Raw genomic sequence first — 22,480 nt, 5'->3', positions numbered from 1 at the left:
CGATCGGCGGTGCCACCCTCAACGCGCTTACGATCGACATCACCGGCACCACCCAGCTCAACGGTGATTTCAGCGCCGAGGGCAATGTCGACGGTAAAGCTGCAAGCGGCGTCGTCGACTATCAGATCAGCGAGGACGGCGTCGTYYTCCTCAAATATGYGAACGGCGATCTYGTGCCCAAATACCGCATCGCCATGGCCAATGTTCAGAGCCCGGACATGCTGAAGCCGCTGGCTGGCAACGTCTACAGCCAGAGCAACGATTCCGGCGTYATCGTCATGGGTTATCCCGGCAATGGCAGCTACGGCAAGGTCCTCTCCGGCGCATTGGAAGATTCCAACGTCGATATCGCYGAGGAGCTCACCAGCATGATCGAGTCCCAGCGTAACTATACGGCGAACTCGAAGGTATTCCAGACCGGCTCCGAACTCATGGAAGTCCTGGTCAATCTCAAGAGGTAAACGATTCTTGGCGGGGCGCGACAAGCTCAAGACGAGACTGCCGCCAGTGATGATCCGCGGCAAGAACCTGGCGCTTACCGCTCCGGCACTGATTGCCGAGATCGAATATCGCGGCTGGACCCATGACGGGAAGCTGAGGCATCCGTCGTTCAAGGGACTGCGGGATGAGGCGGATGCGGGAGATGTCTATCGGCTGCCGGAGAGCTAAACCTGCGTTGACGCGATCGTGTCCACAGGGACATATCCATTGATCACGCCACGCTTGAGATCTCGCCGTCCATGTTCGATTTCAATCACGGTATATGCCTTCTCGTCGCGGAAAGCACTCGCGTGACGGGTCGTGACATCTTCGCCAGGTAGGGCATCGACCTCCAGGAAGTCGAGCTCGCGCCCTGCGGCAACAATTCGAGCATCACCCGCCGTCCTAGCCGCAACGACAACCTCACCAATGCTTGGTGCTTGCTGCCACCTGGCGTCATACGGAGGCGCTACTGGTACCAGGCGATACACGTTGAGGGTTTCGCCGTCTTCCGTTGCCGATGCGATTTTTGCAGCATCTTCGATCTGAGCTTTGCTCTCAAGGGATCTTCCGAACGTGGTCGGACTAACGCCGGTGTTTTTCTCGTTGCGGTCATCATTTTGAGTTGCGTTCGACATCTTCACCCTCGCGCGTTGTTTCGCCTCGAACGCAAGAGCGACAGCTTCGTTCCTTGTAACGCCTAATCCAGCCTCCGCTTTAGCGCATGCAGCAGCGCCTCCAGCTCTGCGTTCGAGCCGGCGGCGAGCATGAGGTTATCCGCGACCTCCATGATGGCCGTTAGAACTTCCGTCTCCTCCCATCCAGCCTTCACCGCATCCTCGATGAGTTCCTGCAGCGGTATCTCGACCGCCATCTGGCAAAACAGATGCCGGTTCTCGTCTCCCATGGGGAGTGTTGGTGAAGGGATGTCGCTCATCCCGAAAAGGATAGGGCGGAGCGGGTTCCTGCCAAGGTAATTGGCGTTATGGATCGCCCCACTGTGATTTCGGCCGTTTCCGCCTGTTCTTCCACTCCCCCAGTCGCTCCTCGCCATCAGGCGTAGCAACGTTGAAACCGGACGCGATGCCGAAATATCCTTCATAGAACCGACGAACCAGCGCCACCGGTCTGCCATCATGGAGCGGATCAATGCGAGGGAAGCCCTTCCGCTCTAATTGCGGGATTACGGCCTTTATCCACATTTCTGAACGAGCCCTACCGACGATGGCGACCGCGAGCTCTTGGTCGGTTGCGAAGAGGGGGAGCGCAGAGAGTGCGTCGTTCATGGCGCCAACGACCGCCATTTCCTAATCCGCTTCACCTCTTCCTCACCGTCCTCCGTAAGCGCGTAGCGGAACGTGGAGCGCTCGGTGCCAATCAACCTCACCGCACCGGAATCAATGAGCTTATCCATGAAATGTGGACCGGCGCCAGGAATGGACGCCACGGTATCGCACTCCGGATGCTCTGCCATGAAAAGAACGATCCGCTCGAGCTTCGCGTCCAGCGCCATCTGTGGTTTGTGCTTTGCCTGCCGCTTTGCCTTCTTGTCGCGCCACACTCGGAGGCTGTCACCTCCATTACCTGCCTCCGTGGCCCCTTGCTCCCTCATCCATTTTTCGTACCGATCTTCTTTGCGATCAGTCGCGAGCCCGCTGATGTCGTCGAGCTTGGCGTCAATGGCCCGTTTGTCCCATTTCCTGGTGCCGAAGATCGGCGGCGGCATCTTGTGGGTGGATACCCAGAGGGAAAACGTAGATTCGGCGATACCGAGATAGGCCGCCGCCTCCTTGCGGCCAATGAGGCGAGTAGGTTCGCTCATGTTCGTGCCATCCACCCTTTCTTCTTCGCGAGGCTCTCCAACCGCCGGCGCTCCTTGCGCTCCGGTGTCCAATAGTCAGGGTCGCGGTTCGTATGATCCAGCGGAGGCTCGCCCCTCCACTTTTCGATCTCCGCCTTGGTGGCTTCGCGGAGCTCCTTGTTTTTTGCGTTTGTAACCTCCCAACGTTGTCGACCTGGTCCCTTCTTCTTTGAAGAAAGCTTCTGCAGTTCCTCATACAGTCGATGATCAGAAATATAAGGCTTCGGTGGTAGCGGCTTTGGCTCTTTTGCCGGCTCGCGCATAACCTCCCAAAGTTCCAACAGATCAGCCTCGGAAAAGAGGTAGTTCCGGCCTTGCCTCGAGCACAGGCCGTATTTGCGAGCGATCTTGATAACAGCGCGGTTCGTAAGCCGAAGACGCTCAGCGGCCTCATCGGCGGTGTAGATCTTGTCGAGGGCCGCGGTCATTTCTTCTTTGCCTTCAATTCGGCTAGAGTCCTTTCGAACCAATCATTGCTGCCTGTGGTAGCCCGCTCCACTGCAAGTTCGTGCGCTCTCTTGCGCGTTCCGTATCTGACAGTTTTGGGGCCGGGATTATAATACACCCGCTCGCTGTGCCGCTTGATGAAGCCTTCTATCTCGGCGACACTGAAGGTCAGATGCTTCCGTTCAGTGCCGCGTCCTGCGTGAACGTAGGCGAGCTCGCCATACTTCACCAGATCGCGAATGACCGAGGCGGATACCGCCAGAATCTCCGCGACCTCAGGCAGGGAGAGGAGTCGTGCGATACCGTGGTCTTCCATGCCGGCCATGAAGGCGACCTGGACATCTTCACGTTGCCAGCCCTTCTCTGGGTCTAGCGGCAGCGCAGACTTGGCGTAGATTTGAGCGGCTTTCTGCTGTCGAGATTGATCCATTGTACTACCACCAAACAGTTGACAACCATCGCCACCGGCGCGAACGCCGATTGCAGTTTCCATGTCTCCTCTGTGGTGGTCGCGGGTGGTAGCCGCAGATCGAAGCTAATAATGCCAACCAGAGCGGTCAAGGGGAGGGAGGAACGCGCGGCGGTGCAAGTCACATCGCATTTCAGATGTTGACGCGACGCTCCGAGAGGCAAACGCACAAGTGGCGCTTCGGTTCGAGGCGATCAGTGCACCGATGGTTCGTCGGCTCCAAGGAAGGTGTGGATTCCGTCGCGTTCGACGGTCGCGAGGAACTCTTCCCAGGCGTCTTGGTCCGTGGCGAAGGGCTCATCCCAGGTGGTGACATCTTCGTCTTGCGAGATGACTTCCATTTTCCAGTCATTCTGAGTGCCGGCGGGCCTGAATATATCGACGAGGACGGTGATACCATCGTCTTCAAATTCGCCCGAGAACTCCGAATGCTCGAGCTTTGGGTTTTTGGCCATCAGGATTGCCCTCGCAGTTTAACGACACCCTCGCATCGGTCATTGTTGATGAACTCAATGCCGGCGTTTTCCAGGGCGGCGCGGATGGCCTGCAGGGTGCTCACGCGCGAGTCGGTACTCCCCTTCTCAACGTTCTTCACGCTCATTTCGGATATGCCGGCCGCCGTTGCGAGGTCGGTCTGCTTCCATTCGAGCATGGCCCTTGCGGCCTTAATTTGTAAGGGCGTGATCATGTCTCCTAAGTATCAGATGCCATCCTCTACAGCAACAAAAATACCCCTAGCGGTTATTTTTGTACTTGACGGTTATTTTGATGTCCGCTATGGGTTCTTTTGTAACCGCAACATACACGAGGAGCACACATGAATATGCACGCTTCCATACAGGCCGCTGACAGAACCTTGTTGCCTCGCGGCCTGATCGCAAGAGGACCGGTGAGAAGACACCGCATCCGCTGGAAGTTTGAATTAGGCGCGATGGTCGAGTTCGCCGACCAGCCCGCAGTCGTCATAGATCGAAGCATCACAGCAATGGGGCGCCAGCTTTACGACATCATGATTCTTGGGCCGAACCACGGTGGGAGGCGCCACCGCACAGTGTTGGGCATAGCCTTGTCAAAATCGACTTCCCAAAATCCCATGGCAGAGCAGGTTAGCCGTGAAAACAGCCGAAAAACATCGATTGCTCCTGGTGCTGTTCAAGAGCCACCACGGGAGGTGCTGTTACTGTGACCGGTTCGTTTCCCTCACATGGGATTTCAATCTTCAGAAACGTCCAGACGCCGCCACAATCGAGCACCTGCAGCGCAAGGCAGATGGCGGCAGGGACAACCCAGACAACATCGCCATGGCCTGCAAGCGCTGCAACGACGAGCGCGGCGGCGCCGATTGGCTAACGTATAAGACTTTTCGACGCGGCGAGTTTCTGGAGTTTCAGGCAGCCCGAAAAGCGTGATCTAACCAACATTGAGGTGGATAGGACGATGAAGACAGTGAACGCGAACTATCTAGTGTACCGCGCTGTAGGCAGTCTGGCCAAAGCCGAGGCCGTCGCATTCTTCACCAAGGTGGAAGATGCCAACAAATACGCGTCCAAACTGGCGAGGGAAGGCGAGCAGGAGGTTTGGTCATGGGTTCAGCCTGTTTCGCACGTCGCAAACTCGAGTCCGAATCCGCAGCGTGAGGAGGCTTTGGAGCGTAGGCAGTACGAGCGCTTAAAGGCAAAATTCGAACTGTCCTAAAGCAGCAAAACCATTCGCCCCATCGGGCACTTTGGTCGGCCCCGCTTAGGCGTCGAGCTGACCCTTTTATTCACGCCGCTGCACCACCGGCGCTTTGGCCGAGCGGCTTCGGCCAGCGCGAGCACCACCGTCACATGACGCGCGCTGGCCGTCTCTTTCATCTTTCGCTATCATACGAATGTCGCGGCCAATCGCCATGCGAAAACCACTGGAAGATCGCCGCGGCAAGCCGCTCGACTCACAAGGTTGGGCGGCTTCTTCATGCGATGGCGCTTCTCGGACACCGCCTTATAAGCCTTTTCGAGTTGACTATTAACCGAGTTGCGCGATCGAGTTTGCGAATATTAGCATCCGCTTTAATGTTTTAGGCGGATGGCTGGGAGGGCCTCCTGGTGGTTTGATCTTCCGATCGAGAGGCGGTGCTAGGCACTGCCTCCCACCAGCAATCACTAGGTCCCGAGATCGATCAGCGCGAGCCCAAGATCCTGCCGTTTCCGGCGCTTAAGATTCGCCGGCGTCTCACGGACAACGATCTCCAGTGTTGGGCGAACAGTTCCTTCCACGAAGTGCCCGCCCTTCGTAGACCCATCAGAGAACCCTAGGACCGCATGCATGTGCAGGCTAGCATTACCCTCATCGTCCTGGGCGATGTCGCCGATCAGGCTCAGCACCTCACTCTGTTGTTGAACGGGTATGTTCTGATAACTCTTCGTAGCGTAGTCAAAGAAGGCGATCGTCGCTGTCTTGAACGCTCCAATGGCTGATACCGAAGCGGCTGTTACGGAGTTTTCCTTCGCGAATGAGGCAAGCTGGGAAAACGCCTCGTCGCCTTCGTCCATGACCACAATAAAGGTTCTCTCGCCGCTATCAGCGGATAGTAGTTTTTGCTGCATGTGACCTCGCTATCCCTAAGTTGGAAGCAGGGGAACAGCGACACGCAGGATTCGGTTCCGTTGCCTGCCGGGGCATTTTGTGCGGCTCTTCGAGTTTGTACCTTATCGAGTTCACCCTGAGGGGCCTAGCATCGACCCAGTCGGCCGGATATCGGTGTCGACGTAACCCTTATCTCATCAACTATATCGATATAATTCCGTGAAAGCCCATTCTCTCGGCGGAAGTGGCGTCCTTCCGGTTGACCATATGGCCCGCAAAAGCCGAGTGGCACACCAAACGAGATAGCATGCGTCGCGATCTCCCGCCCACCGGAGTAAAAGCTTATGTAGGCAGTTGCTCGAGCACCAGGGCGGTTCCCGCTTTGCCAATAGTTGTATACGTTGAAGTCTAAGGCGTAGGAGGTTGTAATTCTGCAGTCCGAGTATCGACTCTCAATGAGGGATAAAGTGATACGCATGAGTTTTGAGCCGAGTATTCCATCGCCACGAAGCACATTATGGTCGCGTGACGGAAAATGCTTAACTCTTGATGTCTCGGTACATGCTGGATGAATACGGTCGATCATATCCGCGGCAAACGATCCCGGAATTCCAAATAGGAAGCCGCTTCCAGCAGCAAGCATGTAAACCACTTTGCGCATTGCACCCCCCCACACGTAAATGACGTCAGCAGGCGCTCAATTCGTCGGCGTGGCAAGTTGGCATTTAGATACCTGCGATCGATCATAGGGGGTAGGTAAAGAAGCCTTGCCGTCTGAGATGGGGAATCGTCGGCGCCCTGGCGGCCCGATTTTTCATCGCAATCGCGCAGCGTCCTCCACAGGAGCCAACGCCTGAACAAGTGCTTCAAAAGCGGGGAGGGAAACTAGGGAAGGAGGTTTTTGGTTTCGGAATATTCAACGAAAACAAGTGCTTATTAAGAAAACTGGCTCCCCGGGTCGGATTCGAACCGACGACCTATCGATTAACAGTCGAGTGCTCTACCGCTGAGCTACCAGGGACCATCCGCGTCTGCCGCGGCGTGTGCGGGGGGTAATACTTATGCTTTTGGGTTTTGCCAAGCGGTTTTTGCAAAAAAAATGCCGTCGCTTGTTTTATCCACTTTTGAGCCCCATCTCCACGGCAGATATGGTGACCAGACGCCCGAAAGGATAACGGTTGGCGGCAAATGACCAGAATGCCCGCAGATTCGGCGTGGATCCCAAAACGCGCGAACTGGCTTTCGGAACCTGGCGGATTCCACTTCCCCGTTCGCGCGCAGGCCGGATCGGTACCGGTCTCCTGCTGATTTTCGGAGGGGTTCTGGGATTTCTGCCGGTGCTGGGATTTTGGATGCTGCCGCTCGGCTTCATCATACTCTCGCATGATCTGCCCATGGTTCGCCGGATGCGCCGCCGCGTTGCGCTCTGGTGGGCAAGGCGCCGTCAGAGAAAGAACTGACGGCGCATAAGTGGGAGGATGGCTGCGCTCAGCCCATGAGCCCCATCAGCCCCTGGCCGGCGCTGTAGGCCATATAGCCGAGCACCGCGAAATAGACCACCGTGATGGCGATGAAGACATAGCCGCCCAGCACGATCAGTCCGTCGCGCTGGATCATGCCGGTCGACAGAAGCAGGATGGCTATCCCCGGAAGGGTATTGGAAAAAGGCACCAGTCCGAGCGGAAACATCAGGAGCACGCCTGCCGCGGCGATCGCCAGTCCGTTGATGCGGTTCGTGACGCCGCCGGACGTCAATGCCGAAAGGCGCGGTTTCAGAAAGCGGTCGAGGCGCGAAACGATGCCGAGGCCTTTTTCCAGAGCCGGCACGAGCTTGTTCGTGTCGAGCTTCCGGTCGAGAATTCGTGTCGGAAGCCAAGGCAGGCGGTTGAGGGTGATCGCCAGGCTGATCAGGATGATGGCGGCGCCGAAGACCGTGCTGACGCCGGGGATCGAAACCGGAATGAGAAAGGGCAGGGAGGCGATGGCGCAGACCAGCAGCAATCCCTGTTCGCCGACCGCCTCCATCAAATCTCTTAAGGTAACCGATTGTCCCCTGATGCCGTCGATCAGCCGCCGAAGCGTGCCGCTCAGCGAAGAAGAGGTGTCCTGGAAATGAAAGGCATTATTCAAAGGCTCGCTCCGCATCATTTGCCGTCGCGGGGCTGGTGAACCTCTCTATGGGTTCCATGCCCGCATGCTGATTCGAGACCGGCCGCTCTTCTTGCCTCGCAAGGTGCGGCGCGGAAGGGATGCTTAACAGCATTCAGCGGATGAGCAAAGGAAAATGGCCCCACCGGGAGGTGGGCGACGTACCTGATCGGTGCTGTTCGGCCTATCGGTTACTTGGGCTGCATCCAATGGTCATAGACGCCACAAGCCAGCACCACCAGCAATATGGCGAGTACGAACGGATTGAGCGCGGTCAGAAAATCTACGTAGTGCTGCATGACGGTCTCCTCTTGACCTCATGAAACGTTGAGTGGCGACTCCTCTCGCCTATAACGCAACAACGATAACACAGTTCCGCCACAATTTCAAAATGGCCGGATCTTCCGGCGCGCGTGGCGCTGGCAGCGCGAACCGAGAATCACTACATTTCTCCGGTAACGAGCGCGGATATGAAGTTCACAGTGATTCAAGGTGGGTTGGCCGAGGATATGGCGCCCGTCGAAAGAGAGAGCGGCTTCCTGCCAGGGCCGCAGGACGTGCTGAAGGAAGCCGAGCGCCGGATAGGCGCGACCGGATACGAGAAATGGCGCAATCGCGAGGTCGTGACGGGCCTGCCGGTGCCGCGTGACGTGCAATATGTCGTCATGCAGATCCACTATGTTGCCGAGGCGATTTCCCGGCTGTCGCGCATCCCCGCCGATTTCCGGTCCGACATCTATTGGCCCGCCTGAGCCGCTTGCACACACGCGGCCTCGCCGCGAGTGGCGGTGCACGAAGGGCGCTGCTTTCTTAGCCCAGCATCCTGGCTTCTATGCTCGCCATGACGAAGGTCCGCCGCACCCGTTCCAGGGGCATCCGCGTCTGCAGCGAGGCGGCGCATTCCTTCAGCGCCTTGAGATAATAGGTGCCTTCCCGCACCGGCCAGCGATGGGTCAGGTAGTCGAGCGCTTCCTTCGGCCCATGCACTTTTTCCGGAAAGCCATAGCCGACCTGCACGCGAACCGGACGGCTCCAGCGGATTTCATGATTGTCTTGGATGATGTTCATATCGATACCCTGTCCGCGTCGAGAACATTCAGCCGAGCGTTTGGTTCCCATGGCGCGGGGATATTTTCCGGGGCGCGCGGCATCTCAACGGGAAATATTCCGGGGCCGCGCGAAAGGGGACTGGCGCGTGGCTATGCATATGCTATCGGATAGGTTGTGATCCCGTCTGATTCCCGGAAGCCATATGAGAAAGCTGATTTTTCCGCTTGTTCTTGCTCTTCTGCAGCCGGTTCATGTCTTTGCGAGCTTCGATGATCCGCGCACCCATGGCGCCGATTCCCGTCAAGTGGGTGAAAATCCATCCTGCGAAGAGGTCAACCGCGCTTACATGCGAACGGTCAATTCCGGAAGGTACATAAGAAGGTTCTACGGGCTGAGATCTAACGGCGTGGAAACATATATCGGCTTGGAAAAATTCGCGGACGAACGCATCTATTCTCGCTTCTTTGATAAGCCGTGGAGGGAGGCACCGCGCCCTTTCCTTACGACCATGACCGCTGCCGGCCCCGTCATTTGGGATTGCCGACAGTTGGAAGACGAGGTCGTCTATCGCGTCCCATCGAAGCATTTCCGAGGACATTGGAGGCGCGGCAAAAAATCGGCATATACGGAGATATGGATAGGCAAGGAAGACGGCCGCTTTACCAGAACGCTTCGCCGATTTGATGCGAGTACCCCTGGTCCATGGGGTATCCAGGACCTTATTGAGGAATTCGACTACGGCAGGGATTTTCCCATTCCGTTTCCGCCTTTCAAGCTTCCATAATTCGAGCGGCCGTTTACAAAAAAGATCGGGTTCCGGACGAAGGGTATTGCGCCCATTGTAGATTCGTTCTAATGCCCGGCCACCACTCGCTTTTTAAAGCATCGGATGGCCTCGTGGCGGAGTGGTGACGCAGAGGACTGCAAATCCTTGCACGCCGGTTCGATTCCGGCCGAGGCCTCCATTTTCCTTATTTTCCATTGTTTTACCGGTGAAGGGCGAGATCAAGCGATCTCAAGCGCGGCCGGAATTCCGCGCGGCGCAGGGGCTGCGATGACATTGACCGGCGATGTTGGAATTCATGCTCGGGCAGGATTCGGAAGGTGCGGAAAACGTGCGGGGCCCCCTAAAAACCGTGAGCGGCTGGCCTATTCGATCTCCCAGCCGCTCACACCCCCATTTGAGACCCACCCGGTCCCAAGGATCATGATGATCCTGTGCGGGCAGAGAAGCAATTTGTCCCTACGGGCTAAACGGAAGGGACTAGTCGGCTCCCCTCGGGCCGCTTTGATAGCGGATTATCACCTCTCCCGAGCCGTTCTTCGCGTTTTTTGCATTGAAAGCGTTGCGCCTCGCCAGTAAGACGAGGGCGCATGAATTCGGCGAAGAGCGCCGGTGGTTTGGGACGACGGACATGATGGATTTCGAAGCAGCACGAACGAAGATGGTCGACAATCAGATCCGCACGACGGATGTCACGTCGCATTCGCTGCTGCGGGCTTTCTATACGGTGCCGCGCGAGGAATTCGTGCCCGCCGCGGCAAAACCGCTCGCCTATATCGATACCGATATCGAAATCGCTCCCGGCCGATACCTGATGGAAGCGTCGCCGCTCGCCAAGCTCCTGCAGCTCGGTGCGATCGGCAAGGACGATGTGGTGCTTGAGATCGGCGCCGGTACCGGATATGCGGCGGCGGTCCTGTCGCTGATTGCCGGCTCGGTCGTGTCGCTGGAAAAGGACGAAGGTCTGGCTTCCCAGGCCACCGAAACGCTGGCCCGTCTCGGGTATGACAATGTCGCCGTGGTGACGAGCGACCTCGAAAAGGGCTATGCGGCGGAAGCTCCCTACGACCTGATTTTCATCAATGGCGCTGTCGAGGAAATCCCGGCTTCCCTCATGGATCAGCTTCGGGATGGCGGCCGACTGGTCGCCGTGGTGGGTTACGGCAATGCGGCTCGGGCGAAGCTCTTCGTGCGCGAGCAGGGCGTCGTCTCGGAAGGCGTGCATTTCAATGCATCGGTCAAGCCGCTTCCGGGCTTCCGGAAGGCGAAGGAATTCGTCTTTTAAGCTATTTTCCTGCCCCTGGGCAGCTGGAGAAATGTGATGCGGGCCGGGCTTTTGTCCGGCTCTTTCTTTTGGCGGTGTGACCTTCGGGACTCGCTGCCGAAACAAATCTGTGTATCGCACAAGTCATTGACCCGGCTGCAATTGTGTCTCTGCGCCGCTGCCGTAAACTTATGATGATTCGAGTTTCGGCGGACTTCGGACCCGATTCGGCAACAGGGGATTGATATGGCCCAGCCAAATGTAGTGCGTGAACCCTCCATGGAGGAGATCCTGGCGTCCATCCGCAGGATCATCGAGAGCAACGAGCCGGCGGGCGAGGGTGCTCTTTCCGGGCCGCTTCCTCCAGTCTATGCCGAAGAGGAAATCGAGGATGCCGAGGAGGGCGGCAATTTCGCGCCCGAAATGCCGGCGAACGATCCCGGCGAGCCGCGCCACCGGCCGATCATGGGGGCAGATGAGCCGGCGGCCTCCGCGGAAAAATCCATGTCGCTTGCCGATGTCGCCGCCCGCGTTCGTGCGGCTTCGGTGCGCCAGCAGGAAATCGCCGCTGCCCGTTCCGTCCCCGCATCCGCGTCTGCTCCCCTTGCGCCGCCTCCTGCTGCCGAGCGACCGGCGCCCTCGGTCGTCACCCGCCTGCCGGAGCTGCGTGAAGCGGCCGCATCGCAGCCTGCTCCCGCCGTGCAGCCGGCAAGGGCGTCAATCGCCGAGCCTTCGTTTCAGGTTTCGCCCGCGGCTCAGGCAAGGACGGAGTTCCAGCCGGAGGTGCGGCAGCGGCAGCCGGAGCCGGGTTTTGCCACTGTACCGGAACAGAAAAGCCTGCCCGCTAGGATCGAGAGTGCCGCCGGCCTGATTTCCGCGGAGGCCGGCGCGCAGGTCGCCCGTTCGTTCAGCGAACTGGCAGCGGTGTTCGACGGCATCGAGCGGCGCTCGATTGAGGAAATGGCAAGCGAAATGCTGCGTCCGATGCTGCAGGAGTGGCTGGACGACAATCTGCCGACGCTGGTCGAGCGTCTGGTGCGTGAGGAAATCGAGCGCGTGGCGCGCGGCTCCCGCCGCTGATTTCCCCGTATCGAAGTCAAAAGCCGCCTGGATGCTCCCGGCGGCTTTTTTATTGACTTGGAACAACCCATCCTATTTACACCGCGATACCTCTCAAAGAACAGAACCGGGGCAGGAAATGCTCGAAAAGACCTATGATTCCGCAACCGTAGAACCGAAAATCGCCGCCGCCTGGGACGAGGCCGAGGCCTTCCGCGCCGGTGCCAATGCCAAGCCGGGTGCGGAAAGCTTCTCGATCGTGATCCCGCCGCCGAACGTGACCGGCTCTCTGCACATGGGCCACGCGCTCAACAATACGCTCCAGGACATCCTGGTCCGTTTCGAGCGCATGCGCGGCAAGGACGTTCTGTGGCAGCCGGGCATGGATCATGCCGGCATCGCCACGCAGATGGTGGTCGAGCGGCAGTTGATGGAGCGCCAGCTTCCCGGCCGCCGCGCGATGGGCCGCGAGGCCTTCATCGAGAAGGTCTGGGAATGGAAGGCGGAATCCGGCGGCCTCATCTTCAACCAGTTGAAGCGCCTCGGCGCTTCCTGCGATTGGTCGCGCGAACGCTTCACCATGGACGAGGGCCTGTCGGAAGCCGTTCTGGAAGTCTTCGTCAGCCTCTACAAGGAAGGCCTGATCTACAAGGACAAGCGCCTCGTCAACTGGGACCCGAAGCTGCTCACCGCGATTTCCGACATGGAGGTCGAGCAGATCGAGGTCAAGGGCAATCTCTGGCACCTGCGCTATCCGCTGGAAAAGGGCGTCACCTATCAGCATCCGATCGCCTTCGACGAAGAGGGCAAGCCGACGGAGTGGGAGACGCGCGACTATCTGGTCGTCGCGACCACGCGCCCGGAAACCATGCTCGGGGATACGGGCGTGGCGGTAAACCCGGATGACGAGCGCTACAAGGGCATCATCGGCAAGCACGTCATCCTGCCGATCGTCGGCCGCAAGATTCCGATCGTCGCCGACGCTTACGCGGACCCGACGGCGGGCACCGGCGCGGTGAAGATCACGCCCGCCCATGATTTCAACGATTTCGATGTCGGCAAGCGGACAGGTCTCCGTGCGATCAACATCATGAATATCGACGGCACGATCACCATCAAGGAGAACGAGGATTTCCTTGAAGGCCTCGATCATCCCGCCGCGCTGCACGGCGCCTGGGATCGGCTGGAAGGTCAGGACCGGTTCACGGCGCGCAAGATCATCGTCGAAATCTTCGAGGAAGCGGGTCTGCTCGACAAGATCGAGCCGCATACGCATGCGGTCCCGCATGGTGACCGCGGCGGCGTGCCGATCGAGCCGCGCTTGACCGAGCAGTGGTGGGTCGACAACAAGACGCTCGCCAAGCCTGCGATCGCATCGGTTCGGGAAGGCCGCACCAAGTTCGTGCCGAAGAATTGGGAGAATACCTACTTCCAGTGGATGGAGAACATTCAGCCGTGGTGCATTTCCCGCCAGCTCTGGTGGGGACACCAGATTCCGGCCTGGTATGGCCCGGATGGTCAGGTCTTCGTGGAGAAGAGCGAGGAAGAGGCGCTCGAGGCCGCCATCCAGCACTATCTCGCGCATGAGGGACCGTGGAAGGTCTGGGTTCAGGAGAAGATCGAGAACTTCAAGCCGGGCGAGATCCTCACCCGCGACGAGGACGTCCTCGATACCTGGTTCTCTTCCGCGCTCTGGCCGTTCTCGACAATGGGCTGGCCGGACCAAACGCCGGAACTTGCCCGTTACTATCCGACCAGCATTCTCGTGACCGGCTTCGACATCATTCCGTTCTGGGTGGTCCGCATGATGCAGATGGGTCTGCATTTCATGAAGGATGAGGAGGGCAACCCCGTAGAGCCTTTCCACACGGTGTACATCCATGCGCTGGTTCGCGACAAGAACGGCCAGAAGATGTCGAAGTCGAAGGGCAATGTCATCGACCCGCTCGAACTGATCGACGAATACGGCGCCGACGCCCTTCGCTTCACGCTTGCCATCATGGCGGCGCAGGGCAGGGACGTGAAGCTCGATCCCGCCCGCATCGCCGGCTACCGCAATTTCGGAACCAAGCTCTGGAATGCAACGCGTTTCGCGGAGATGAACGGCGTCAAGCGCGATCCGAAGTTCATTCCGGAGACGGCGACGCTCACCGTCAACCGCTGGATATTGACGGAGCTTTCGAAAACCATTCGCGAGGTGACCACCGCGATCGAGACCCAGCGCTTCAACGACGCTGCAGGCTCGCTCTATCGCTTCGTGTGGAACCAGGTCTGCGACTGGTATCTGGAGCTCCTGAAGCCGATCTTCTCGGGCGGAGACGAAAAGGCGAAGGCGGAGGTGCAGGCCTGCACGGCGTATGTGCTGGAAGAGGCCTATAAACTCCTCCATCCCTTCATGCCCTTCATGACGGAAGAGCTCTGGGAGCACACGGCATCCCGCGCGACGCTGCTTTGCCATGCGGATTGGCCCGAGCCGGAGTTCGAGGATGCGGCCTCCGCCGAGGAGGTCAACTGGCTGATCGAACTCGTGTCGGGCATTCGCTCCGCGCGGGCGGAAATGAACGTGCCGCCTTCGGCTGTCGCGCCGCTTGTCGTCGTGGGAGCAAACGAGCTGACCGAGAGCCGCCTCGTCCGGCATGAGGCGGCAATCCGCCGGCTTGCGCGTGTCGAGAATGTCGAACTCGCCAAGATCGCTCCCAAGGGGGCGGCGCAGATCATCGTCGGCGAGGCGACCGCGTGCCTGCCGCTCGGTAACCTGATCGATCTCGCGGCGGAAAAGACCCGTATCGAAAAGGCCATCGGCAAGGCGGAAGGCGAGATGGAGCGGGTGGCGAAAAAGCTGGCGAACGAGAAGTTCGTTGCGAATGCCGATCCGGAAGTCGTCGCGGCCGAGCGGGAGCGCTTCACGGAGCTGGAAGTGCAGCTCACCAGCCTGAGGACCGCACTCGCAAGGGTGAGCGAAGCAGGTTGAACCCACCTGAGGCCACCGGCGCCTGGTGGCCATCAATCGGATGAAGAGCTCGGGCGGGCTTGTGGTGGGAGGTCATCGCAAGCTCGCCCGAAGTGTTTTCAGGGAATCACTATTGCCCGGAAACGTTCGTCTGCTTCCTGAGGGTGATTCCATTCATCTGCCGGCAATTGTGCATCTGCTAAGGAGCAGAAAGCAAAAAATGTTGCCCAACGGCAACAATCCGCGCCTGATGAAGTACAAAATTCTATAGCTTGCCTGATGCTGGCGATAAACTAGGTAATTTTATGCGGATGAGGGCGGGTTTCTGCCCCTGTTTCATTTTCTTACGTAAGTTTGGAAACGCTCGGCGGGCGGTGGTCTCCGGTCACGTAAAGTTGTCATTTAGAGCTAAACATTTAGAGTGATTCTCATCACTTACCAGGGAGTGGGAGCAATTATGGTAAGCAAAAAAATATCGAGGGGCCTGCTGGTGGTTGCCGCAGGTTGCGCCGTTCAATCGACGGCCTTGGCGGGAGGTCTTGAGCGCGGCGGGGGCTACAATGTCGATCTTCTTTTCGATCCGTCCCGTTTCGCCGTGGAATCCACGGCCACGTTCGTGATGCCGCAGCGGAAAGTGAAGAACGTCCGCGACATCAATCCTGCAAACGGCAATCTCAACGCGATACCGGGTTATTCCACCGAGGCGGACGATGCGGAAAACTATTGGTCGCCGCGCATCGGTGCGAAAGCGTCCATTGGCGATGCGGCAGACTGCATGTTCGACTATTCGCAGCCCTATGGGGCTCACACGAATCCCGGTGCCCGTTGGGCGGGTGCGAGCGACAACGTCGAAACCAAGGTGAACAGCGACAACTACGCGGTCACCTGCTCCTATAAGTTCGATATGGGCCCTGGCAAATTCCGCGTGATCGGCGGCGTCAACTACCTCGAAATGGATGGGTTCAAGGAGCGTCTTCTGCTGCCGCCGGAAGCCATCGGTTTTGCCCGGACGGGCATCGGCCGGCTGGATCTTGAAGGTGATGGCTGGGGCTGGCGCGCAGGCGTGGCTTACGAAATCCCCGAATACGCGATGCGCGCGAGCCTGATGTATTACAGCCAGGTGAAGCTCGATAATATCACCGGCACGGTGGATCTCACGCAGGTGCCCTCGGCGGTGCATCCGCTTGGTGGTCGGATCATCCCGGTCGAGGGTTCGGCTGCGATGCCTGATGCGCTCGAGTTGAAGGTGCAGTCGGGCATTGCCCCGGATTGGCTTGCCTTCGGTTCGGTGAAGTGGACCGACTGGAGCCAGTTGCAGCGCGTGGTGTTCTACAGGGGCGGCACCGAAATCACCTCGCTTGATCTCGGCTATCGTGATGGCTGGACGATCACCGGCGGTATTGGCCACAAGTTCAACGATCAGTGGAGCGGCGCCGTCAGTGTCACCTGGGATCGCGGTACGTCCCAGGAGTTCGGTACGCTGAGCGATACCTGGCTGTTCACCGCGGGCGTTGCCTATTCGCCGAACCAGAATGTCGAGATCCGGCTTGCCGGCGTTCTCGGCATCCTCACCGGCGGCGAGTCCCGTCCGACGGTCATCGATGGCGTTCCGGTGGGCCGCGAAGCGACCTACGAATACGACAGCGATCTGGTGGCTGCACTTTCCACCTCGCTGAAGGTCAAGTTCTGATCCCGTGATGGAATCTCTCGAATGACGAAAAGGCCCGGTTCGTCCGGGCCTTTTTTAGTGAGCGCCGGTCGTGCGCCAAGGGTGCCTGTGGGGCGCTGGATTTGTGTCGATTTGGCAACAGTTTTTTATGACAATTTGTCCATAGTGTGTGTCGCGTCGATCTGTCCATTTCCCGCCACAAACGGGGAGCAGCGATAGGCCGGAAAAAGTCGCGGATCGCGGGGGGCGACCGCGGTATTTGGAGTATCATGGGCGGGTTTCTTGAGAAAAAGCCGAGTGTTCGAGAGATTGGAAGGCGATCGTCTTTCAGATCTCCGAGAGTTGCGGCTGCGGGTCGTAGTCTTGCCGAAAACGGCAGCTACAGTTTCCTTCATCTGTCGGTGACGACGGCTGCCGAGTCTTTTCGGACGGCCAAGCTGCTGGGAGAAACCGAGACTGGACAGCTGGTCCAATTCCGCTTGGGTCTCGAGTAGAGTGGAAGAAACTGTATCATGCCGAAATCTAACGTCGGATCCATGAAAGTATTGCTTCTGGGCATGTCGCTGGCCTCGGTGCTGGCGAGTTCGGCTGCGGCCTTCGATATCAATGCGGGGGTTTCGAAGGAATCGGGTCCCTTCGACCTCTTCAAGTTCGGTTTCAAAGCCTACAAGAACGGCCAGAAGGAAGATGCCGTCGAAGCCTATCGCTACGCCGCGGAGAAGGGGCATACCGGCTCGCGCTGGGCGCTTGCCAACATGTATGCCTATGGCGATGGCGTCGCAAAGGACGATTTCGAGGCCTTCAAGATCTACAACGAGATCGCGGCGCAGGGCGTCGAGCCGGGTTCGGAAGATACCGGTTTCTTCATCAACGCGCTTCTGTCGCTTGCCAATTATTATCGCCGCGGCATTCCCGGCAGCCCGGTCAGGTCCGATCTGGCCCAGGCCCGCCAGCTCTATTTCCAGGCAGCCTCGACTTTCGGAGTGGCTGAAGCGCAGTTCCAGCTCGCCAAGATGATCCTTGCCGGGGAGGGCGGCGCCGCCAACATCCAGCAGGCCAAGAAATGGCTGAACCAGGCGCGCAAGAACGGCCACGCGGGCGCCATGGCCGTATTTGGAAACGTGCTTTTCCAGGAAGGGCAGTCCGTGCGCGGCCTTGCCTTCCTCACGGCAGCTCTCGATCACTGCAAGAAGAATGATTGTCCCTGGATGCAGCAGATGCAGGAGCAGGCCTTCTCGTTGGCATCCGAAGAGGACCGGCGCGTAGCAGTCGTTCTGGCGCAGGAGTTCGCCAAGGGCGCCGACTAGGCAATAGTCGCTCAAACGAGATCGGCGAGATGCGCCAATCTCTTCTTACATGACTGATTCAGGCTGGGAAATCGAAGTGCCCGACCACCGGTACGTGGTCGGAGGGCTTCTCCCACGCACGCACATGCTTTTCGATGACGGTCGATTTCAGCCGGTCGGCCGCTTCCGCCGAAAGAAGCAGGTGATCGATGCGGATGCCGTTGTTCTTCTGCCAGGCACCCGCCTGGTAATCCCAGAACGAATAGAGTTTCGTGGCGTCCGTGGTGGCGCGGACGGCGTCCACCAGGCCGAGATTTTCGAGCCGCCGGAATGCTGCTCGGGTTTCCGGCAGGAAGAGAGCGTCGCTTGCCCATGCGGCGGGATCGAAACAGTCATGCGGCTCGGGAATGACGTTGTAGTCTCCCGCCAGAATCAGCGGCTCTTCGAGCAGGAGCAGGTTCGCGGCATGGGCGCGCAGCCGCTCCATCCAGGAAAGCTTGTAGGGATATTTGACCGGATCGTCGGCAGGATTGCCGTTCGGCAGATAGATCGAGGCGACGCGCAATGCGCGGCCGGGAATAGAGAAGACGGCTTCGATATAGCGGGACTGCTCGTCCACTTGCCCATCCGGGCCATTGCCGCCGGGAAGCCCGCGCCTCACTTCATCCGGCTTGATCTTGGAAAGCAGCGCCACGCCGTTGAAGCCCTTCTGGCCATGGGTCTCGACGTGGTAGCCGAGCGCTTCGATCTCCAGGCGCGGAAAGCTCTCGTCCACCGATTTGATTTCCTGCAGGCAGACGATATCCGGCGCCGAATTCGTCAGCCACTGGCGCAGGTTATCGATCCTGGCCTTTACGCCATTGATGTTCCAGGTGGCGATCTTCATGAAACCCGCTCTCCTTCGTCGGCCTCCTTTTTAACGAAAGAGGAGGCCTTGGGAAGGTGCGAAGATCAATATCAGATGGAAAAGCTGGTTCCGCAGCCGCAGCTTGCAACCGCGTTGGGGTTCTTGATCTGGAAGGACTGGCCGAGCAGGTTGTCGACGAAATCGATTTCGGAACCTTCCATATAGACGAGGGACAGGCTGTCGATCAGTACCTTGGCGTCGCCGTTCGCGATCACCACGTCATCGTCCTGAGGCGATTCTGCGAGGTCGAATTTGTAGGAAAAGCCGGAACAGCCGCCGCCTTCCACCGAAACACGCAGGGCCTGCTTGCCGGCTTCGTTGCCGACGATCTCGGCAATCCGCTTTGCGGCGGCATCCGAGAGGGTTACATTCGCTTCCATTTTCCGCCTCCTGCCGGGGTCAAGGCCCGGAGAGATTTGATGTCAACTGCTTTGCGCAAGTTTGCTCTATAGGTATGAAGGCGTGAACGGCACGTCAATGGGCATGCAGGCAGAACCAGGAAGGCAGCATGACGATCGATACCAGAGCACTTGGCTTCGGAAGCGGCGAGAGAGCGGTCTATGCGGCCGATCCCTGGTCTTCGCGCGGCCGACTCTTTCCCGAAACAGGCAGCCTGACCCGGTCCGAGTTTCAGCGGGATCGCGATCGCATCGTCCACACCACCGCTTTTCGCCGCCTGAAGCACAAGACCCAGGTCTTCATCAGCCCCGATGGCGATCATTACCGTACCCGGCTCACCCATACCGTCGAGGTAGCGCAGATCGCCCGAGCGCTGGCCCGCGCGCTGAAGCTCGACGAGGATCTCGCCGAGGGGGTGGCCTTGGTACACGATTTCGGCCACACGCCCTTCGGCCATACGGGCGAGGATGCACTTGATGAACTGCTGAAACCCTATGGCGGTTTCGATCATAATGCCCAGTCGCTTCGCATCGTCACCAAGCTGGAGCGGCGCTATGCGGATTTCGATGGGCTCAACCTGACCTGGGAGAGCCTGGAGGGGCTGGTGAAGCACAACGGGCCGCTCCTGACGAAAGCGGGCGAGGGCACGCGCGGCCCCGTGCCGCAGCCGATCCGCGATTACTGCGAGCTTCACGATCTGGAGCTTGCAAGCTTCGCGAGCTTGGAAGCGCAGGTGGCTGCGATCGCCGACGATATCGCTTACAACACCCATGACATCGATGACGGATTGCGTGCAGGCCTGCTCACCTTCGAGATGCTGGAGGAGGTTCCGTTCCTGTCGGAATTGATGGCGGAAGTGCGCAGCCGCTATCCGCATCTCGAAGCCAGCCGCTTCACGCACGAGATGATGCGCCGGCAGATCACCCGCATGGTCGAGGATGTAATCGGCGTGGCGCAGGATCGGCTGAAGGAACTCAAGCCGCAGAGTGCACAGGATATCCGTGACGCTGACCGGGTTACCGCCACCTTCTCCGGGGCGATGGCGGAGACCGACCGGCAGATCAAGAAACTGCTCTTCTCGCGCATCTATCGGCATCCGGAGATCATGCGCATCCGCGCTGGTGCTGCGCAAATCCTCTCCGACCTCTTCAACGCCTACATGGCTGACCCGACCCTGATGCGAAGCCATTATTGGGTGAACCACATCGCCGGGCTCGGTGAGGCCGCCAGGGCGCGTCATGTGGGGGATTATCTGGCTGGCATGACGGACACCTATGCAATCAAGGCGCATGGCGAGTTGTTTGACCATACACCCGATTTGCGATAGGCACCGCGACCGATACGGGTGCCTCGCTGCAATCTGAGGCTGGATGGATGAGATGAACCTTTTTGCCGATTTCGAAATCAGAATTAAAAACGCGCTGGAAACCCTTGATATCATCAAGGAAAAGCGAAGCGACGTCGATTTCGGCCGAGTTGCCGTCGAGCCGCCTCGCGACCAAAGCCACGGCGACGTGGCGACCAATGCCGCCATGGTGTTGGCAAAACCGCTGGGCACCAATCCCCGGGCGCTGGCCGATCTCATCGCCGAGCGGCTGAAGGACGACGCGGATGTCCGCGAGGTTTCGGTTGCCGGCCCCGGCTTCATCAATATCCGGCTGGCGACAGGCTATTGGCAACGGCTGCTCGCGTCGATGATCGAGGCGGGCACTGATTACGGCCGCTCGAAGGTCGGCGCCGGCAAGAAGGCGAATGTCGAGTATGTGTCCGCCAATCCGACCGGCCCCATGCATGTGGGACATTGCCGTGGTGCGGTGGTGGGCGATGCGCTGGCAAACCTCATGGCTTTCGCCGGCTACGATGTCGACAAGGAATATTACATCAACGACGCGGGCAGCCAGATCGACGTGCTCGCGCGTTCCGTCTTCCTGCGCTATCGCGAGGCGCTCGGCGAGAATATCGGGGAAATCCCATCCGGTTTCTATCCGGGTGATTATCTGGTTCCGGTCGGCCAGGCGCTGGCGGACGAGTTCGGTCCGCGGCTTCACAATATGCCGGAAGAGGAGTGGATGCCGCTCGTCAAGGACCGGGCGATCGACGCGATGATGAAGATGATCCGCGAGGATCTGGATGCCCTCAACGTGCATCATGATATCTTCTTCTCCGAACGGACGCTGCATGCCGACGGAGCCCAGCGTATCCGTACGGCGATCAACGACCTGACCTTCAAGGGCCATGTCTATCGGGGCACGCTGCCGCCGCCGAAGGGTCAGCTACCGGAGGATTGGGAAGACCGCGAACAGACGCTCTTCCGCTCCACGGAAGTCGGCGACGACATCGACCGGCCGCTCATCAAGTCGGACGGAAGCTATACCTACTTCGCGGCCGACGTCGCATACTTCAAGGACAAGTACGATCGCGGCTACGACGAGATGATCTACATTCTCGGTGCCGATCACGGCGGCTATGTGAAGCGGCTCGAGGCTTTGGCTCGGGCGGTTTCGGACGGCAAGGCGAAGCTCACCGTGCTGCTTTGCCAGCTCGTGAAGCTCTACCGCAACGGYGAACCGGTGAAGATGTCGAAACGTTCCGGCGATTTCGTCACGCTGCGCGACGTGGTGGACGAGGTCGGCCGCGATCCGGTCCGCTTCATGATGCTCTACCGCAAGAATTCGGAGCCGCTGGACTTCGACTTCGCAAAGGTTACGGAGCAGTCGAAGGACAATCCGGTCTTTTACGTGCAGTATGCCCATGCACGCTGCATGTCGGTTTTCCGGCAGGCGAGGGAGGCTTTTCCGGGCCTTGATACCGATTCGCTCGACCTCGCGGCTGCCGCGAAGGATATTACCGACGAGAACGAGTTGCAGCTCATCGCCAAGCTTGCCGAGTATCCACGGCTAATAGAGGCGGCAGCACTGTCCCAGGAGCCGCACAGGCTTGCATTTTACCTCTATGATCTGGCAAGTTTCTTCCACGCTCACTGGAATAAAGGCAAGGACCAGCCTGAATTACGGTTTGTTAACGATAAAAACCGAGAATTGAGTATTGCCAGACTTGGGCTGGTGCGTGCTGTCGCTTCTGTTTTGAAGTCCGGGCTTGCCATAACGGGCACTGCTGCACCGGAAGAGATGCGATAGTA

The 22,480-nt window shown here is 58.9% G+C and carries 27 protein-coding genes and 2 tRNA genes; 15 read left to right on the top strand and 14 right to left on the bottom strand.

Features of this window, described 5'->3' with window-relative positions:
* Both LCM4573_RS12495 and LCM4573_RS12490 read left to right on the top strand, forming a co-directional pair.
* On the top strand, positions 1–461 hold a 461-nt coding region (locus tag LCM4573_RS12495), incomplete at its 5' end, for a flagellar hook-basal body complex protein (protein WP_116285459.1).
* Positions 462–468: 7 nt separating this feature from the next.
* Positions 469–669: a hypothetical protein gene (locus LCM4573_RS12490; protein WP_071006589.1), complete on the top strand. Its 201-nt coding sequence runs from the start codon at positions 469–471 to the stop codon at positions 667–669.
* On the opposite strand, the gene LCM4573_RS12485 is transcribed toward LCM4573_RS12490, so the two are convergent.
* The 8 genes from LCM4573_RS12485 to LCM4573_RS12450 all read right to left on the bottom strand — a co-directional run bounded on the left by LCM4573_RS12485 (position 666) and on the right by LCM4573_RS12450 (position 3,945).
* Positions 666–1,118, bottom strand: a complete 453-nt coding sequence (locus LCM4573_RS12485) for a hypothetical protein (protein ID WP_071006588.1) — start codon at positions 1,116–1,118, stop codon at positions 666–668. The genes LCM4573_RS12490 and LCM4573_RS12485 overlap by 4 nt on opposite strands.
* Positions 1,119–1,180: 62 nt before the next feature.
* The gene (locus LCM4573_RS12480; protein ID WP_083347416.1) at positions 1,181–1,387 is read right to left on the bottom strand and encodes a hypothetical protein; all 207 of its coding nucleotides are present in this window, start codon (positions 1,385–1,387) and stop codon (positions 1,181–1,183) included.
* Positions 1,388–1,463: 76 nt separating this feature from the next.
* Positions 1,464–1,766: a hypothetical protein gene (locus LCM4573_RS12475; protein ID WP_071006619.1), complete on the bottom strand. Its 303-nt coding sequence runs from the start codon at positions 1,764–1,766 to the stop codon at positions 1,464–1,466.
* Complete coding sequence (locus LCM4573_RS28535; protein WP_131818961.1) at positions 1,763–2,317, bottom strand: hypothetical protein; 555 nt, start codon at positions 2,315–2,317, stop codon at positions 1,763–1,765. The genes LCM4573_RS12475 and LCM4573_RS28535 overlap by 4 nt, the downstream gene beginning before the upstream one ends.
* The gene (locus LCM4573_RS12465) at positions 2,299–2,769 is read right to left on the bottom strand and encodes a helix-turn-helix domain-containing protein (protein ID WP_071006586.1); all 471 of its coding nucleotides are present in this window, start codon (positions 2,767–2,769) and stop codon (positions 2,299–2,301) included. The genes LCM4573_RS28535 and LCM4573_RS12465 overlap by 19 nt, the downstream gene beginning before the upstream one ends.
* Complete coding sequence (locus LCM4573_RS12460; protein WP_244505301.1) at positions 2,766–3,281, bottom strand: AlpA family transcriptional regulator; 516 nt, start codon at positions 3,279–3,281, stop codon at positions 2,766–2,768. The genes LCM4573_RS12465 and LCM4573_RS12460 overlap by 4 nt, the downstream gene beginning before the upstream one ends.
* A 170-nt stretch (positions 3,282–3,451) precedes the next feature.
* The gene (locus LCM4573_RS12455) at positions 3,452–3,712 is read right to left on the bottom strand and encodes a hypothetical protein (protein WP_071006585.1); all 261 of its coding nucleotides are present in this window, start codon (positions 3,710–3,712) and stop codon (positions 3,452–3,454) included.
* Positions 3,712–3,945, bottom strand: coding sequence for a helix-turn-helix domain-containing protein (locus tag LCM4573_RS12450; protein ID WP_071006584.1), 234 nt, complete (start codon positions 3,943–3,945; stop codon positions 3,712–3,714). Before LCM4573_RS12450 ends, LCM4573_RS12455 begins: the two co-directional genes overlap by 1 nt.
* Before the next feature lie 424 nt (positions 3,946–4,369).
* Here LCM4573_RS12450 and LCM4573_RS12445 point away from each other — a divergent pair, with 424 nt between their 5' ends.
* Positions 4,370–4,666, top strand: coding sequence for an HNH endonuclease (locus tag LCM4573_RS12445; protein WP_071006583.1), 297 nt, complete (start codon positions 4,370–4,372; stop codon positions 4,664–4,666).
* Positions 4,667–4,694: 28 nt separating this feature from the next.
* On the top strand, positions 4,695–4,952 hold the full coding sequence (locus LCM4573_RS12440; protein ID WP_071006582.1) for a hypothetical protein: 258 nt from the start codon (positions 4,695–4,697) through the stop codon (positions 4,950–4,952).
* A gap of 449 nt (positions 4,953–5,401) precedes the next feature.
* Here the strand turns inward: LCM4573_RS12440 and LCM4573_RS12435 are convergent, their stop codons facing one another.
* Both LCM4573_RS12435 and LCM4573_RS12430 read right to left on the bottom strand, forming a co-directional pair.
* Positions 5,402–5,845 carry a PPC domain-containing DNA-binding protein gene (locus LCM4573_RS12435; protein WP_071006581.1) on the bottom strand — a complete coding sequence of 148 codons (444 nt, stop codon included), beginning with the start codon at positions 5,843–5,845 and terminating at the stop codon, positions 5,402–5,404.
* A 926-nt stretch (positions 5,846–6,771) separates the two neighbouring features.
* Positions 6,772–6,846 (bottom strand) — tRNA-Asn (locus LCM4573_RS12430).
* Positions 6,847–7,003: 157 nt separating this feature from the next.
* Between LCM4573_RS12430 and LCM4573_RS12425 the strand changes: the two genes are divergently transcribed.
* Positions 7,004–7,285, top strand: a complete 282-nt coding sequence (locus LCM4573_RS12425; protein ID WP_071006580.1) for a hypothetical protein — start codon at positions 7,004–7,006, stop codon at positions 7,283–7,285.
* 28 nt (positions 7,286–7,313) lie between these two features.
* On the opposite strand, the gene LCM4573_RS12420 is transcribed toward LCM4573_RS12425, so the two are convergent.
* On the bottom strand, positions 7,314–7,955 hold the full coding sequence (locus LCM4573_RS12420) for an exopolysaccharide biosynthesis protein (RefSeq protein ID WP_071006617.1): 642 nt from the start codon (positions 7,953–7,955) through the stop codon (positions 7,314–7,316).
* A gap of 488 nt (positions 7,956–8,443) precedes the next feature.
* On the opposite strand from LCM4573_RS12420, the gene LCM4573_RS12415 reads away from it, so the two are divergent.
* Positions 8,444–8,725, top strand: coding sequence for a hypothetical protein (locus tag LCM4573_RS12415; protein ID WP_071006579.1), 282 nt, complete (start codon positions 8,444–8,446; stop codon positions 8,723–8,725).
* A gap of 58 nt (positions 8,726–8,783) precedes the next feature.
* Here the strand turns inward: LCM4573_RS12415 and LCM4573_RS12410 are convergent, their stop codons facing one another.
* On the bottom strand, positions 8,784–9,041 hold the full coding sequence (locus LCM4573_RS12410; RefSeq protein WP_071006616.1) for a DUF982 domain-containing protein: 258 nt from the start codon (positions 9,039–9,041) through the stop codon (positions 8,784–8,786).
* 184 nt (positions 9,042–9,225) lie between these two features.
* Between LCM4573_RS12410 and LCM4573_RS12405 the strand changes: the two genes are divergently transcribed.
* The 7 genes from LCM4573_RS12405 (at position 9,226) to exoR (ending at position 18,056) form a co-directional block, all read left to right on the top strand.
* Positions 9,226–9,807: a hypothetical protein gene (locus tag LCM4573_RS12405; RefSeq protein WP_071006578.1), complete on the top strand. Its 582-nt coding sequence runs from the start codon at positions 9,226–9,228 to the stop codon at positions 9,805–9,807.
* A gap of 107 nt (positions 9,808–9,914) precedes the next feature.
* Positions 9,915–9,988, top strand: a tRNA-Cys gene (locus tag LCM4573_RS12400).
* 450 nt (positions 9,989–10,438) lie between these two features.
* Positions 10,439–11,092, top strand: a complete 654-nt coding sequence (locus tag LCM4573_RS12395; protein WP_071006577.1) for a protein-L-isoaspartate O-methyltransferase — start codon at positions 10,439–10,441, stop codon at positions 11,090–11,092.
* 225 nt (positions 11,093–11,317) lie between these two features.
* A complete protein-coding gene (locus LCM4573_RS12390; RefSeq protein ID WP_071006576.1) occupies positions 11,318–12,151 on the top strand; it encodes a PopZ family protein in 834 nt (277 codons plus the stop codon).
* 118 nt (positions 12,152–12,269) lie between these two features.
* Positions 12,270–15,101, top strand: coding sequence for a valine--tRNA ligase (locus LCM4573_RS12385; protein WP_071006575.1), 2,832 nt, complete (start codon positions 12,270–12,272; stop codon positions 15,099–15,101).
* Positions 15,102–15,537: 436 nt separating this feature from the next.
* The gene (locus LCM4573_RS12380) at positions 15,538–16,770 is read left to right on the top strand and encodes an OmpP1/FadL family transporter (RefSeq protein WP_071006574.1); all 1,233 of its coding nucleotides are present in this window, start codon (positions 15,538–15,540) and stop codon (positions 16,768–16,770) included.
* Between the two features lie 491 nt (positions 16,771–17,261).
* Positions 17,262–18,056 carry an exopolysaccharide production regulator ExoR gene (gene exoR, locus LCM4573_RS12375; RefSeq protein WP_071006573.1) on the top strand — a complete coding sequence of 265 codons (795 nt, stop codon included), beginning with the start codon at positions 17,262–17,264 and terminating at the stop codon, positions 18,054–18,056.
* A gap of 58 nt (positions 18,057–18,114) precedes the next feature.
* Here exoR and xth read toward each other — a convergent pair whose 3' ends face one another.
* Entirely contained in the window at positions 18,115–18,921 is an 807-nt protein-coding gene (gene xth, locus LCM4573_RS12370; RefSeq protein ID WP_071006572.1) for an exodeoxyribonuclease III, read from the bottom strand.
* A 71-nt stretch (positions 18,922–18,992) separates the two neighbouring features.
* Positions 18,993–19,322, bottom strand: coding sequence for an iron-sulfur cluster insertion protein ErpA (gene erpA / locus LCM4573_RS12365; RefSeq protein WP_046797217.1), 330 nt, complete (start codon positions 19,320–19,322; stop codon positions 18,993–18,995).
* 128 nt (positions 19,323–19,450) lie between these two features.
* Between erpA and LCM4573_RS12360 the strand changes: the two genes are divergently transcribed.
* Both LCM4573_RS12360 and argS read left to right on the top strand, forming a co-directional pair.
* Complete coding sequence (locus LCM4573_RS12360) at positions 19,451–20,668, top strand: deoxyguanosinetriphosphate triphosphohydrolase (RefSeq protein WP_071006571.1); 1,218 nt, start codon at positions 19,451–19,453, stop codon at positions 20,666–20,668.
* A 52-nt stretch (positions 20,669–20,720) separates the two neighbouring features.
* Positions 20,721–22,478 (top strand): arginine--tRNA ligase, encoded by a 1,758-nt coding sequence (argS, locus tag LCM4573_RS12355; RefSeq protein WP_071006615.1) that lies wholly within the window; start codon positions 20,721–20,723, stop codon positions 22,476–22,478.
* The last annotated feature ends 2 nt before the right edge of the window (positions 22,479–22,480 follow it).

The organism is Rhizobium sp. LCM 4573 (assembly GCF_001854865.1).
Lineage (GTDB): Bacteria > Pseudomonadota > Alphaproteobacteria > Rhizobiales > Rhizobiaceae > Neorhizobium.
The sequence above is the reverse complement of the archived record's forward strand: the minus strand, read 5'-3'. Positions and strand labels throughout refer to the sequence as shown.

What these genes read in the sequence shown, in the direction of transcription:
- LCM4573_RS12455 (WP_071006585.1), bottom strand. Translation starts at nt 3,712, where the DNA reads ATGGCCAAAAACCCAAAGCTCGAGCATTCGGAGTTCTCGGGCGAATTT.
- LCM4573_RS12475 (WP_071006619.1), bottom strand. Translation starts at nt 1,766, where the DNA reads ATGAACGACGCACTCTCTGCGCTCCCCCTCTTCGCAACCGACCAAGAG.
- LCM4573_RS12460 (WP_244505301.1), bottom strand. Translation starts at nt 3,281, where the DNA reads ATGGAAACTGCAATCGGCGTTCGCGCCGGTGGCGATGGTTGTCAACTG.
- LCM4573_RS12385 (WP_071006575.1), top strand. Translation starts at nt 12,270, where the DNA reads ATGCTCGAAAAGACCTATGATTCCGCAACCGTAGAACCGAAAATCGCC.
- erpA (WP_046797217.1), bottom strand. Translation starts at nt 19,322, where the DNA reads ATGGAAGCGAATGTAACCCTCTCGGATGCCGCCGCAAAGCGGATTGCC.
- LCM4573_RS12360 (WP_071006571.1), top strand. Translation starts at nt 19,451, where the DNA reads ATGACGATCGATACCAGAGCACTTGGCTTCGGAAGCGGCGAGAGAGCG.
- xth (WP_071006572.1), bottom strand. Translation starts at nt 18,921, where the DNA reads ATGAAGATCGCCACCTGGAACATCAATGGCGTAAAGGCCAGGATCGAT.
- exoR (WP_071006573.1), top strand. Translation starts at nt 17,262, where the DNA reads ATGCCGAAATCTAACGTCGGATCCATGAAAGTATTGCTTCTGGGCATG.
- LCM4573_RS12390 (WP_071006576.1), top strand. Translation starts at nt 11,318, where the DNA reads ATGGCCCAGCCAAATGTAGTGCGTGAACCCTCCATGGAGGAGATCCTG.
- LCM4573_RS12415 (WP_071006579.1), top strand. Translation starts at nt 8,444, where the DNA reads ATGAAGTTCACAGTGATTCAAGGTGGGTTGGCCGAGGATATGGCGCCC.
- LCM4573_RS12465 (WP_071006586.1), bottom strand. Translation starts at nt 2,769, where the DNA reads ATGACCGCGGCCCTCGACAAGATCTACACCGCCGATGAGGCCGCTGAG.
- LCM4573_RS12405 (WP_071006578.1), top strand. Translation starts at nt 9,226, where the DNA reads ATGAGAAAGCTGATTTTTCCGCTTGTTCTTGCTCTTCTGCAGCCGGTT.
- LCM4573_RS12380 (WP_071006574.1), top strand. Translation starts at nt 15,538, where the DNA reads ATGGTAAGCAAAAAAATATCGAGGGGCCTGCTGGTGGTTGCCGCAGGT.
- LCM4573_RS12440 (WP_071006582.1), top strand. Translation starts at nt 4,695, where the DNA reads ATGAAGACAGTGAACGCGAACTATCTAGTGTACCGCGCTGTAGGCAGT.
- LCM4573_RS12485 (WP_071006588.1), bottom strand. Translation starts at nt 1,118, where the DNA reads ATGTCGAACGCAACTCAAAATGATGACCGCAACGAGAAAAACACCGGC.
- LCM4573_RS12450 (WP_071006584.1), bottom strand. Translation starts at nt 3,945, where the DNA reads ATGATCACGCCCTTACAAATTAAGGCCGCAAGGGCCATGCTCGAATGG.
- LCM4573_RS12480 (WP_083347416.1), bottom strand. Translation starts at nt 1,387, where the DNA reads ATGGGAGACGAGAACCGGCATCTGTTTTGCCAGATGGCGGTCGAGATA.
- LCM4573_RS12435 (WP_071006581.1), bottom strand. Translation starts at nt 5,845, where the DNA reads ATGCAGCAAAAACTACTATCCGCTGATAGCGGCGAGAGAACCTTTATT.
- LCM4573_RS12410 (WP_071006616.1), bottom strand. Translation starts at nt 9,041, where the DNA reads ATGAACATCATCCAAGACAATCATGAAATCCGCTGGAGCCGTCCGGTT.
- LCM4573_RS12395 (WP_071006577.1), top strand. Translation starts at nt 10,439, where the DNA reads ATGATGGATTTCGAAGCAGCACGAACGAAGATGGTCGACAATCAGATC.